This window comes from Clostridioides sp. ZZV15-6383, from assembly GCF_020657735.1.
GTDB classification, from domain to species: domain Bacteria; phylum Bacillota; class Clostridia; order Peptostreptococcales; family Peptostreptococcaceae; genus Clostridioides; species Clostridioides difficile_D.
Map to the genome: position 1 here is coordinate 32,602 of NZ_JAGWCV010000005.1, position 11,576 is coordinate 44,177.

General features: G+C 24.5%; 15 protein-coding genes and 1 pseudogene. 1 reads left to right on the forward strand and 15 read right to left on the reverse strand.

Going from position 1 to position 11,576, the window contains the following annotated elements; genetic code table 11:
* Window positions 1-214 precede the first annotated feature (214 nt).
* Both KGF42_RS03435 and KGF42_RS03440 read right to left on the reverse strand, forming a co-directional pair.
* Window positions 215-1,021: a phage antirepressor KilAC domain-containing protein gene (locus KGF42_RS03435; RefSeq protein ID WP_227825726.1), complete on the reverse strand. Its 807-nt coding sequence runs from the start codon at window positions 1,019-1,021 to the stop codon at window positions 215-217.
* On the reverse strand, window positions 1,002-1,163 hold the full coding sequence (locus tag KGF42_RS03440) for a hypothetical protein (protein WP_159440025.1): 162 nt from the start codon (window positions 1,161-1,163) through the stop codon (window positions 1,002-1,004). Before KGF42_RS03440 ends, KGF42_RS03435 begins: the two co-directional genes overlap by 20 nt.
* Window positions 1,164-1,344: 181 nt before the next feature.
* On the opposite strand from KGF42_RS03440, the gene KGF42_RS03445 reads away from it, so the two are divergent.
* Complete coding sequence (locus KGF42_RS03445; RefSeq protein WP_074124351.1) at window positions 1,345-1,698, forward strand: helix-turn-helix domain-containing protein; 354 nt, start codon at window positions 1,345-1,347, stop codon at window positions 1,696-1,698.
* Window positions 1,699-2,161: 463 nt separating this feature from the next.
* Here the strand turns inward: KGF42_RS03445 and KGF42_RS03450 are convergent, their stop codons facing one another.
* The 13 genes and pseudogenes from KGF42_RS03450 to KGF42_RS03505 form a co-directional block, all read right to left on the reverse strand.
* On the reverse strand, window positions 2,162-2,875 hold the full coding sequence (locus KGF42_RS03450) for a LytR/AlgR family response regulator transcription factor (protein ID WP_227825727.1): 714 nt from the start codon (window positions 2,873-2,875) through the stop codon (window positions 2,162-2,164).
* A 351-nt stretch (window positions 2,876-3,226) separates the two neighbouring features.
* Entirely contained in the window at window positions 3,227-3,709 is a 483-nt protein-coding gene (locus KGF42_RS03455) for a CarD family transcriptional regulator (RefSeq protein WP_227825728.1), read from the reverse strand.
* A 199-nt stretch (window positions 3,710-3,908) separates the two neighbouring features.
* Complete coding sequence (locus tag KGF42_RS03460) at window positions 3,909-4,277, reverse strand: hypothetical protein (RefSeq protein WP_227825729.1); 369 nt, start codon at window positions 4,275-4,277, stop codon at window positions 3,909-3,911.
* A gap of 62 nt (window positions 4,278-4,339) precedes the next feature.
* On the reverse strand, window positions 4,340-6,079 hold the full coding sequence (locus KGF42_RS03465; RefSeq protein ID WP_227825730.1) for a hypothetical protein: 1,740 nt from the start codon (window positions 6,077-6,079) through the stop codon (window positions 4,340-4,342).
* Between the two features lie 580 nt (window positions 6,080-6,659).
* On the reverse strand, window positions 6,660-7,838 hold the full coding sequence (locus KGF42_RS03470) for a hypothetical protein (RefSeq protein ID WP_227825731.1): 1,179 nt from the start codon (window positions 7,836-7,838) through the stop codon (window positions 6,660-6,662).
* A gap of 24 nt (window positions 7,839-7,862) precedes the next feature.
* A complete protein-coding gene (locus tag KGF42_RS03475; protein WP_227825732.1) occupies window positions 7,863-8,102 on the reverse strand; it encodes a DUF6809 family protein in 240 nt (79 codons plus the stop codon).
* 74 nt (window positions 8,103-8,176) lie between these two features.
* Window positions 8,177-8,440, reverse strand: coding sequence for a helix-turn-helix domain containing protein (locus KGF42_RS03480; RefSeq protein WP_227825733.1), 264 nt, complete (start codon window positions 8,438-8,440; stop codon window positions 8,177-8,179).
* Between the two features lie 86 nt (window positions 8,441-8,526).
* On the reverse strand, window positions 8,527-8,790 hold the full coding sequence (locus tag KGF42_RS03485; protein ID WP_227825734.1) for a helix-turn-helix domain containing protein: 264 nt from the start codon (window positions 8,788-8,790) through the stop codon (window positions 8,527-8,529).
* A gap of 162 nt (window positions 8,791-8,952) precedes the next feature.
* Entirely contained in the window at window positions 8,953-10,116 is a 1,164-nt protein-coding gene (locus KGF42_RS03490) for an RNA-guided endonuclease InsQ/TnpB family protein (protein ID WP_413926985.1), read from the reverse strand.
* Window positions 10,088-10,338: pseudogene (locus KGF42_RS20395) on the reverse strand (IS607 family transposase); the annotation flags it as partial. The gene KGF42_RS03490 and the pseudogene KGF42_RS20395, both read right to left, overlap by 29 nt.
* Window positions 10,339-10,360: 22 nt before the next feature.
* Window positions 10,361-10,747 carry a retropepsin-like aspartic protease gene (locus KGF42_RS03495; RefSeq protein WP_227825736.1) on the reverse strand — a complete coding sequence of 129 codons (387 nt, stop codon included), beginning with the start codon at window positions 10,745-10,747 and terminating at the stop codon, window positions 10,361-10,363.
* Window position 10,748: 1 nt separating this feature from the next.
* Window positions 10,749-10,994 (reverse strand): hypothetical protein, encoded by a 246-nt coding sequence (locus tag KGF42_RS03500; RefSeq protein WP_227825737.1) that lies wholly within the window; start codon window positions 10,992-10,994, stop codon window positions 10,749-10,751.
* A 68-nt stretch (window positions 10,995-11,062) separates the two neighbouring features.
* A complete protein-coding gene (locus tag KGF42_RS03505; RefSeq protein ID WP_227825738.1) occupies window positions 11,063-11,329 on the reverse strand; it encodes a helix-turn-helix domain containing protein in 267 nt (88 codons plus the stop codon).
* Window positions 11,330-11,576 lie beyond the last annotated feature (247 nt).

Genomic DNA, 11,576 nt, shown 5'->3' on the forward strand with positions numbered 1-11,576 from the left:
TGAAAATTACACCTCTCTCTGTCTTCAATATTTTTCATAAACTTAAGTATTTTTTTAATTATATCACCCAATTTAACTTTATTTGTAAATTACAAATAAAGTTAAACTCAATAGTTTCATACTTCATTTGTAAAAATGTGCAATTATAAACCTTTTTATTTATGATTGTATTTATTTGAATATTCAGTTTTTAATGTGCTTTGTAAGAGTTAATTTAACTTACCTTTTTAATACTCTCTACAAATTCTATCAGCCATTTCCTACCTATTTCAGTCCATTTAAGCTGTGTATCATGTTCTGTTATTTTAAAGTCAGCGTATTCTGGTACTAACCACAAATAATCACTATATGGTTTCCAACACTTTATTCGACCATTTATTCTTTCTGGATATATAATTCTATTTAAATGTAGTAATTTATTCAATGCTTGAGCTGTCATGCCTAAATCTTTAGCAATATCTGTTGTAGTAACTAATTTTTCAGGATTTAATACTTTGTCATGATATTCTACTTTAGGTTGCTGAACTTGAATTGTTTCTTTAAGTAATAATCTTTCTTTTTCTTCTTCTATCCATCTTTTAGCTCTTTCAATAGAATCTTGTATCATATAACTATCTATGAGTTGTTCTCTCATATTGAAGTATTCATCCATTATTTTATCGTGTATCTCCCAAGCTAAATCAGTATCCATTATCTTAATTAATTTTGAATATCCTCTTTCAGATAAAAGATAAATATTATCAGCTTTTGATATTTGCATATTACTATAACCAAGTGCTTTCAAGGTTTGCAAATTGTCGCTTGTCTCATAAGCAACTTTTAAATCAATATAATCAACTTCTTTTTTAAATCTAGCTATATTACTATTTATTCTAGCTCTTACATTCTTGGTTTCCATATTATGCATCTCAGCTATAGTTTTATCTGACATACATTTTTTATCTTCTCCAAACCCACCTTCAATAACTGGTATTTCTAAATTCATGAATTTCTGTTGACCTCTAACTTTGATATCTTTCATTTTCAATCACTCCTCCTATTCTATTTTTTCTATTAGAGATAATTTCTAAAGATAATTCATATACAATATTTTGATTTTTATTTGTTATATTTTTAAATGAATATATCATTTTTATTAATTCTTTATACCTTTTATTTTTCATGAACTCACCCTCCTTTATTAATTTCAAACATTTTTATTTTATCGTTATAAATACATTGTATATTTTTAATTATACTTTGTCAATATTATTTTGTACTTTGTTTCATATTTAAGCCATTTTTATTGACTTTGTCAATATAGAACTGTATAATTTAATTATTGGAGGTGATGACTTGAACACAATGATATGTAATTTAAAAAAACTAAGAAAAGAATTAGGTTTATCTCAGAAAGAATTTGGTGATAAATTAAAATTAACATCCGCATCTATTTCAAAATTAGAAAATGGAGAAAGAAATATTACTGAGCGTCATATATCTCAAATATGTGAAGTTTTTAATGTAAATGAAGATTGGTTGCGAAATGGAAATGGAGAAATGTTTAAAAATATAGATGATATTGAATTAGCAGCAATGATGGGTAAGACATTTTCAAGCAATGATGAATTTTTAAAAAAAGTATTCTTAACATTTGCTGAACTTACTGATGACGAAAGAGAAGTTATACAGAAAGTAATTGATAAACTTAGCAAATAGCCCAATAAGGGCTATTTTAATTTGGATACAAAGCTTTTAATTATGAGTAAATAAGATAAATCCATTTTTTCTAGCATTTTAAGTATTTCTTTTGTGACTTGTTTTTTCATTATTACAGAACCCCCATATATGCATTATGAATTAAGTAAGATAATCTAACATCTTTTAATAAACATCCTCTCATTCTATACTTTAGCAGAACATTCGTTCTTTTTAGGAACAAAAAATTTTATCTCAGATAGCTTAAAGTCATTTATAATTAACAATCTTCTACTCTATAACAGTAGATTTCTATGATTAAATAATAAGATTTTTTTAACAGAAATTCAACACTAAAATCACAATTAATGTCAAAATGTTCAAAAATATTAATATTTTTCCTATTTTCCTACTAATAATATTATATCTTGTACACATACTTTTATCAAGAACATATATTCGATTATCAAAATTTTTCTTTAATTTACCATATTATTTCCCTAAAAAAATTTGCTAATTTCTCTTTAAGTTTTTTGGTCTTTTTAGGAGCCACTTTAATTTTTATTTTCTCGCTCGTTAAATAAACAAAATTATAATTGAAATTAGTTACCTCAAGTAAATTTATAAGATAGCTCTTATGGCATCTAAAAAATATATCCTCTTTTAACTTTTCTTCAAATATATCCATTTTATCATTTATTATATGTTCTTCATTTTTAGTAACAACTCTTAATTTTCTATTCACTATTTCAACAAATAAAATATTATGTTCCTCTATTTTTATTATTTGTTTTTTTCTTTTTATTGTAATAATAGCCTCTCTTTTTCTCCAATCAATTGCAAAGTCAAGCATATATTTTTCAAACTCTTTATAATATATTGGTTTTATCATATATCTAAATGCATTTATCTCATAGCATTTGATAGCATATTTCTCTGATACATTTACAAAAATTATTCTTACATCTTTATCAAATTTTCTAATGTCTTTTGAAATATCAAACCCATTTCTGCCTCCTAAATTTATATCCATTAAAATTAAATCTACTTTGTTTGGATATTCTTCTAACAGTTCTTCCCCATTCTTAAACATTAAAATGTCATAATGTTTTATCTTGATTTTAGTTAAAAATATCTTAACAAAATCATAGATGATATCTCTTTGCATATCATCATTTTCACAAATAGTTATAATCATTAAATCACTCCTTAAAGTATATATTTATTTAATATTACATGTTTTCGACATATACTTTTTTGATTTAATGTAATTTAATGTATTATAAATGGTTATTTTATCATTTTATGTATGTAGAATATATTGTTACATTAATATAATTTACTGTTACATAAAAAAAACAGCACCTTAATTAGTACTGAGTTTTAATAGAATATTTTTAAAGAATTTCTTGAGAATTTAAAAAATAAATCTAGTATTTATATGTAATTAGATAATTATATTATATATTTTTTATATAGATTTGACACAATTAACATCAATTATTAGTCAAAAAAAATAAGACCAGTCTATTGGCTGGTTTAGTTATTTTTAGTTTAAAATATGTTCTGACATCTCTTTCAATACAGATTCATAAGATTTACATTGAGTAGCAGCTAATTCTGATAAGGCAAATTTCTGAGCCTTAACTAAAAAATCTTTATCTGTACTACATAATTTCTTTTCAGAGTTTTGTATTACAAGCATTTTAATCAACCTTATTATTTCAAATGTATTTCCTGACTTAAGTTTTTTGTCATACAATTTAAATCTCTCTTTTCTATCCAACACCCATATATCGTTGCTCTTATCAATATCTTGAATGAGCTTATTAATTTCACCTTCATTAATAACTCTACGTACACCAATCTTATTAGCATTTTTAACTGGTATAGAAATTTTAAGACTACTATTAAAAATAACTATTAATTCATAATATTTTTGTTCTTGATGGTTTATTTCTTTTGTTACAATATCACTCACATAACATGCTCCTTCTTTAGGATACATTACATTTTCACCAATTTTATACATATATTATACCTCCAGAACTGGACTTTAGATATTGCAACTTAGGTACAATGCTTTTACTATCTAATAATTTATATTATACCATAAATCACTTGACAAGTCAATTTTATTGTATTATAATAATAAGTTTATATATAAATACATGCAATTTTACTATTGGAATATAATAAAACCAGCTCATATTGAACTGGTTTATATTTGTCTATAGTCTTGGTAATTCTTCATTTGTAAATTGCTTTTCTAGCTTGACTTTGCTAATATTTTCATATTCATTAATAATACCATTGTTATTTTTCAATAGAGTTAATATCCCTTTCTGATATTCCATTTGATTAGTAGAATTTTCAACTAACTCTGCCAATCCTTTTAAAACTAAACATATAACTATTCCACTAACTATCACTCCAGCACCAATACCAATCATAATAGGACTATATTGTTCATAAGTATCTGATAGGTAATCATATGGAACTTCTACTTTTTGACACATGATTATTATACCTGCTAATACTTGTATACCCGCCAATAATACACCCATATTTGATAAACATCTTGCTATATAATTTTTCATTTTTTCTTCCCCCTAAATCATTTAATAATATTAAAATAAATCCAATGTTTCTTCTTTCCCTATTAATTTTTTTCTCCATTAGATTTTATTCCCATTATAAATTCAATATTTTTATCACCTAAACATATTTTATCAATATCTTTCCATTCTAATACATCTATTAAAAACTCTATTTCTTTATCACTATCATATACAACTTGTCCATTATTTTTTAACCCTACTATATATGGAATTAAATATGATTTATATTCCTCATCAGAGAAGCCATACCTAGCCCCTATTTTTATAGATTTTATATCGCTCCAAGTTTCAATATTTAATTTTCTAAAAGAATCACCAAATTCATACATAATTGTTCCATCTTTTTTTATTCCTACTATAGCCCTGTTAGAATATGTTTCAATTTTATCTATGTCATTCCAATATTCTAAATTAGAAGAATTATAGTAATTCTCACCTGTTATTACCACTGTTCCATCTTTTTTTAATCCAACTATACATGAATAGTCAGTTTTTATATCAGATATATCATTCCAATTTGATACATCAAAATTATTATCTTCAAATCCGGCAATTACTACAGTCCCATCTTTTTTTAATCCAGCTATATAATTTTCTTCTAAATATATTTTTTCTATTCTTTCCCAATTAAAAGTATCAAATTCTGTTTCTGAAAATCCAGTTTTAAATATTTCACCATTCATATCTATTCCAACTGTAAGTTTATTTTTACATTTTACTTCAACCATATTTTTCCAATCTGATACATTACATTGCCCATAATCATTATCACCAGTTGCAACTACAGTTCCATCTTTCTTTAATCCAACTATATTTCCAGAGTCACAATCTATAGATACTACATGATTCCAAGAACTTGTATTGATATTCTTATCTTTAAATTTTGTGTTTACAGTCACAGTTCCATTATTTTCCAATTTACACACCATGTCATTAATATCCAAACTTCTATTTATAGTAATAAAATCTTGAGTTTTAGAATTATGCTCTATTTTATTTGAAAGATTATATGTATAAAAAATCTTTTTACCAACAAATATACTTATTAATAAACAAATACTTATTAATGTAATTATTTTTATTTTACTTTTTTTATTCTTTAATTTTTCAACATTCTCTTTTTCATTATTTTTTAATTTTTTCTCTAAAATTATTCTATTTAGGTTTTTTAAGTGTTCCTTATTGATTTTTTCTAATTGAATTGTTCTATTCCTATTACAATTGACACATTCTTCATTTTTTAAAGTATTAATTCTTCCGCAACAACAATTCCATGCTTTTTGTTCTATTATATATGGTAAATATTTAACTTCGTGTTCAAAATTGTATTCTTCATAATCTTTTTTTAATTCCTCTAACAATTCATTGTCTAATGTATCTATACTTACAAGTTTAGGAATAATTATTCCTTCATCTCTTTCATACTTACAAACTTCATCATCATAGAATACTACTTGTTCTAATATAACATTTATTTTTCTTATTGTATTATCATTAAGTTCAATTGCAACATCATCACCAAAATCCCTATAAGGTTCGATATTGATATCCTGATAAACATATTTTTTGTCTTTGTCAACTAAATCTCCTACATCATTAAAACATTCTATTGTAAAATATGCAGACTTTATCTCCTTATCAAATATATTACACATTTTTAATTGTAATAATAAATTACCAGTAGCATTATCTTTTGTTATAGCCCCTTTGAGAAGCTCTAATGGCCATTCTGAATGCCAAACATCAAATTCCAAATATTTTAATATTTCAAATCTATCCATTCCCTAATTTCTCCCTCTATATGATTACTTTCCTCAAGACAATTATAGTATACTTATGGGATAATTTGTAAAAATAAAGCAAATAAAAAGCAATAACATATATTTATATAACACTTTGAACGTTATTACTTAATGCAATATATATTTGATATTTTATAATTTTGTAAGATAAGTTTCATAATTATCACTTATTCATTAGTTTAATACAGAAATTATTAATAGCAATTAATACAAAAATTAAATTCAATAATTAGAAAATAAGAAAAAACTATACATCAAAGTAATTACAATGAATATAACAAAATATAAGTTTGAATAAGAATATATTGTAGATGTATTCTTATTTTTTTTGAATAAGTTTCTTATTAATTTGTATAATTATATTTTTATAATAGAAAATTAAGTTTTATATATGTATAAAAAACTTTCTATTGTGTATAGAATTTAATGAAAATAAGCATAAAAAATAGAGCCAATAAGAGATTTTACACTCTTTATAGCTCTATTTAAGTATTTTATAATTTGAACACAAACACTAATAGGAGTAGCCAAAATCAATTTTTTTGAACTACTCCATGTATTAAATTGCTATTGCTAAACTTCCATTTTTATTTATGCTCTGAACAATCAATGTTCTTATAAACGCACCGGGATTACGTATTTCATTATAATTTGTATCTTCTTCATCAATTGTATATTTATTAAACATATAATCTAGTGCTGCTAAAACTCTGTTAACTCCATACTGCACTGACAATCCAACCAAGTCATTTATAATAATATCTTTTTCCGCCTCTAATTTACTTCTTAAATCTTCTTCAAATAAATTATATCTATCTAAATTTATTTGAGATAACACTTTACTATAATTAGAACTCAAAGAGCAACCAGTATCATCGAAGAATTTTGAGATTTGTATTCTAATTGGTTCTGTATATTTCTCTGAGATAGTTTCTTTCGTCTCGTAACGCTTTGTATCTATTGTATCATTACTTATATCAAATAAAGTTTTAGAACTTCTTAAAAAGGCTTCTGTACGCTTGTTTGATTTCTTTATGTATTCTGGAAGTATAGAGATAAGATTATCTTTTTTAAATCGTATTCTTTTACCTAACTTACTTCCTTTAGCATCAGCCCAAATTAACTTTTTAATTTCAAGCTTTAATTCATTTACATTTTCAAAACTTAATAAGTGATTTAAAGTATCTAATGACATAGTCAAGTAACCTTTTCCACCATCTTCTTTTTTAAGATGATTTTTATACTCTTCATCTATGACTATATCGAATTTACCTCTTTTTATTTCTGTGGAATAAACTAATCCAACTTGTAGTAATACATTATGGTTATGTCTGGCTGTAACAACAGAGACATTGCATATATCAGCTATATTTTGAAATGATACTGATTTTCTAACATAATTTTTATTAGACACTATAAAATGATATGCCAAATATTGCTTTATAGTACTCTTACTTAAAGCAATACATTTATTTCTATTAGTTACAATCTCTATTGTACCTAGTTCTGTTTCTTTTTCTGTAACATAAGAAAACTCTGATATAGTTTTTAATTTAGGACAATTTGAACAAAATTCATTTAATTTATTACTATCAAAAGAAGGATTATTTTTTATTGCACAAGAATTACAAGCAGAATAATCTATTTTTTCTACTTTTCTTATAGAAGTTTTAAAAACATCTAAGATATCTTTTAATTTTGATTTTGATATTCTAGCAACTGGTTTTAATTCTTGCATATTATAATCCTCCTTTTCTAAATTTTAAGTAAATTTAATTCCTTCTATTAATCCATTTTTGTAACTTTGAAACATCTCTAATTGTTTCAATTCTATTTGTAATTCATCAAATTGAGATAATAGTTTCTTCTGATTTTCATTCAAAGTATTAATTAAGCAATTATATATATTGTCTATTTTTATTTCTAAATTCTTCATATCTGTATTAATATTTTCAATGCAAAAGGAATCTAAAAAGTATTCTTTTATCAAATTTTCTAACATCTAAAATCACTCCTATATAATCTCATAGGTATATTATAACACATACTAGTTCAAAAAGTAAGTAATTAAACCTGCTAATAGTTACCCCTTTTTATTTTTATAATTGTATTTTTGCTGCATCTATACTTTTTCTCTGCATCTTTTAAACTCATACCACTATCTAAATCTTTTTTAATTTCTCTTATTTCATTATCTGTAAACTTTTTAGGTTTCTTACCTTGAGAAACCACATAATAATTTCCATCTAAACTCACAAAGTTTATACCAGCTTTTTCTAATTTTTCTTTATCATTTTCACTTACCAAAAATACTTTTTCATTATTATATTTAATACTCATAATTCGCTCCTTGGTATTAAAAGTTATAATATTCTTATAAACTTATTATACTAATTTTGTTTCTTATTGTAAATGAAGAAACAAAATTAGTATTTAAAATCTTTTATACTTTGTATTATCCCTGTACTTGTCTTATATTTTTTAGCAATTGCCCTAATAGTATTATTTTCCAATTCTTTTCTAATTTGGTTTTGCATTTCATTATCAAATCTTTTACTTCTTCTTCCCTGCTGGACTACATAATAATTTTCATTTTCTAAAGTTTCATATGCGATTCCTGATTTATCTAGTTTCTCTTTTTCTGAACTATCTACAATAAAGACTACTTTATCTTTATATTTAATACTCATATTGTGATAACTGCTACTCAAAATATGGTCAAATATATCCATATCGAGATTTTTCCTTCTTCATTGAACCTCGCCTTGTCTAAGCTACTACGATTTGGTATAGTTCTCCAAAGGCTTAAATTCCGAAGTTAGCCCTCCGTACATATATAAGTGCTTTTGATTTTAAGCTATCTTATATTTTTTAGCATTTTTAAGATTAATACTTGCATTTAAATCTCTATCAATAGATAATCCACATTCACATTTGTACACTCTATCTTTAAGCTTTAAACTTTTATTAACCTCTCCACATTGGCTACAAGTTTTTGATGATGGATACCATCTGTCAACTACTCTAAGTTCTATATTATTTTGCTTACACTTAGCAGTTAGTTTAGTTTTAAATTCAAAAAACTTCTGACTTGATATCGCCTTTGATAAATGCTTATTCTTCATCATTCCAGTAACATTTAAATCTTCAATGGTTATATAGCTTGGTTTTTGCTCTATTACCTGGGATACTGTTTTATTAATATAATCAGTTCTTATATTAGCTAATCTTTGATGAATTTTTTGTACTTTGACTATCTGTTTTTGGATATTTTGACGAGTAGCTACTCCTTCTTTTATATTTTTATTTCTTACTTTTAAACTCTCATATTTTCTTGAAAGTTTTCTTTGTTCTCTTTTTAATTTCTTTTCAACTTTTTTGACGGTTGAGGTCTTGTTTATATTTTTAAATTTACTTCCATTTGAACATATTGCAAAATCTTTAATTCCTAAGTCAATACCTATTCCTTCATTAGTACATTTAGATACTTGAATATCATCTTCCTCAACTAATATAGATACATAGTATCTATCAGATTTTTGACTTACTGTACCACTTTTAACTATTGAATTTGTTGGTATATATCCAAATTCTTTTAGTCTTACCCAACCAAGAGTAGGTATTTTGACCCTATGCCTTTCAATAGTCCAATCAGTTTTGTTATTCTTCGGAAAATATGCTTTAACATCTTGATTTTTCTTTTTCTTGAACTTAGGAAAACCTTTAGTTTTTTTAAAGAAATCTTTAAAGGCTTTATCTCCATTCATAATAGCTTGTTTTGTAGCCTTAGAAGATACATCTTTAATCCATTTCATATCTTGATTATTAGGAATATATTCATTATTTAACCATTTAGAAAAATCCATACCGCTTATAAATTCACCTTTACTCTCATAAACTTCTTTATTGTGAGCAATATAAAAGTTATATATAAATCTACTAACGCCAATCGTTTGATGTATTTTAGATTTTTGTTCAGTAGTAGGATTAATTTCTATTTTGTATGCTCTTTTCAACTTCTTCATCCTCTCTAATTTTTTCTTGTATTTTTTTAATCCATATATGCGACAACTAAAAGTATGAAGTATTGATATTATATCTTGAACTAATTCTTCTTTTGGTGAAAGACTTTCATTATTTACAACTATAATATCTACATTGAATTTACCTAAAAATCTCTCAAACCATTCATATCCAAATCGAATTAATCTATCTTTATGAGTTACAATAATCGTATTTAACTCCTTATATAAACATGTTTTATTTTTTTATTAATAGATTATCTACTAAATCAATAATCAAGTTAGCATTTATTAAAAAGTCTAATCCTAATAAACCATTTACTTTTTCTTCTGGGTCAATCTCTCCAAAATCTAATTTTATATTTTCAAGAGTTATATCACCACAAGCAACCTTATTAACTAATTTCCTTACTGAATATTGAACAGTCCCACCATAACCAGAAGCCTTTACAATTGTATCATCATCATTAAATCCAATATCTGATTCCTCTAAATAAGAAGATGATATTATAGTATGAGATGCTCCAGTCTCAATGATAATATCTTTTACAAGGATACTTTTATTTTCAATTAAGATTTCTATATCTGTATATAATAGTCCATTTTTATATTTGAGATTTTTCATACTACAAACCTCTTCTTATACCAATATGTTTTATGATATCTATTACAAATTCTTTATTCTTGGTGTTATATACAATTTCTTTATCTTTACATCTGTTGAATTCTTTTAAAGCGTCTTTATTGTTAGGAATGACCTTTATAAGAGCTACTTCATCTACATACTCCTTTTCATTTTGTATATGCGATTCCAAAATTTCTAATTTTACAAATGAATTAGGATATAAGTTTCTAACCTCTGACCATTTCATAGAAATCAACTCCTTTATAGTATAAGAATATTATAATATTAATGAGGTAAAATGTAAATAATACCTCGTTAGTACTTATTTTGTTTTATATCTTGTATGGTTCTTGTACTACAATTCCATTTCTCAGCACATTTTCTTAAACTCATACCAATATCTAAGTCTTTTTTTATTTCACTTACATCTTCATTATTAAATCTCTTACTTCTTCTACCTTGTGTAACTACATAGTACTGCTTGTCCTTCAGGTCAATATATTTTATATTAGAGTTGTCTAATTCATTTACATTCTTTTTTTCTACAAGCACGAATTCTTTATCTTTATATTTAATACTCATAATTTTCTCCTTATATAAGATTAATTACTACGGAGTACAGACCATTATTCTTTTATGGATTATTATAAAAATATATTATTATAAAAATAATCTAAAAATTTTACATTTATATAAATTTATCTTAACCAAATTAAAAGTTTTTGTCTATTTGAATTACTACGGAGTACAGACCATTATTCATATTGGAGAATAGTGATTTCAATACTTCTAAATTACTACGGAGCTGAGACCATTATTCATATTAGAG

What these genes read in the sequence shown, in the direction of transcription:
- KGF42_RS03435 (WP_227825726.1), bottom strand. Translation starts at nt 1,021, where the DNA reads ATGAAAGATATCAAAGTTAGAGGTCAACAGAAATTCATGAATTTAGAA.
- KGF42_RS03440 (WP_159440025.1), bottom strand. Translation starts at nt 1,163, where the DNA reads ATGAAAAATAAAAGGTATAAAGAATTAATAAAAATGATATATTCATTT.
- KGF42_RS03445 (WP_074124351.1), top strand. Translation starts at nt 1,345, where the DNA reads ATGATATGTAATTTAAAAAAACTAAGAAAAGAATTAGGTTTATCTCAG.
- KGF42_RS03450 (WP_227825727.1), bottom strand. Translation starts at nt 2,875, where the DNA reads ATGATTATAACTATTTGTGAAAATGATGATATGCAAAGAGATATCATC.
- KGF42_RS03455 (WP_227825728.1), bottom strand. Translation starts at nt 3,709, where the DNA reads ATGTATAAAATTGGTGAAAATGTAATGTATCCTAAAGAAGGAGCATGT.
- KGF42_RS03460 (WP_227825729.1), bottom strand. Translation starts at nt 4,277, where the DNA reads ATGAAAAATTATATAGCAAGATGTTTATCAAATATGGGTGTATTATTG.
- KGF42_RS03465 (WP_227825730.1), bottom strand. Translation starts at nt 6,079, where the DNA reads ATGGATAGATTTGAAATATTAAAATATTTGGAATTTGATGTTTGGCAT.
- KGF42_RS03470 (WP_227825731.1), bottom strand. Translation starts at nt 7,838, where the DNA reads ATGCAAGAATTAAAACCAGTTGCTAGAATATCAAAATCAAAATTAAAA.
- KGF42_RS03475 (WP_227825732.1), bottom strand. Translation starts at nt 8,102, where the DNA reads ATGTTAGAAAATTTGATAAAAGAATACTTTTTAGATTCCTTTTGCATT.
- KGF42_RS03480 (WP_227825733.1), bottom strand. Translation starts at nt 8,440, where the DNA reads ATGAGTATTAAATATAATAATGAAAAAGTATTTTTGGTAAGTGAAAAT.
- KGF42_RS03485 (WP_227825734.1), bottom strand. Translation starts at nt 8,790, where the DNA reads ATGAGTATTAAATATAAAGATAAAGTAGTCTTTATTGTAGATAGTTCA.
- KGF42_RS03495 (WP_227825736.1), bottom strand. Translation starts at nt 10,747, where the DNA reads ATGAAAAATCTCAAATATAAAAATGGACTATTATATACAGATATAGAA.
- KGF42_RS03500 (WP_227825737.1), bottom strand. Translation starts at nt 10,994, where the DNA reads ATGAAATGGTCAGAGGTTAGAAACTTATATCCTAATTCATTTGTAAAA.
- KGF42_RS03505 (WP_227825738.1), bottom strand. Translation starts at nt 11,329, where the DNA reads ATGAGTATTAAATATAAAGATAAAGAATTCGTGCTTGTAGAAAAAAAG.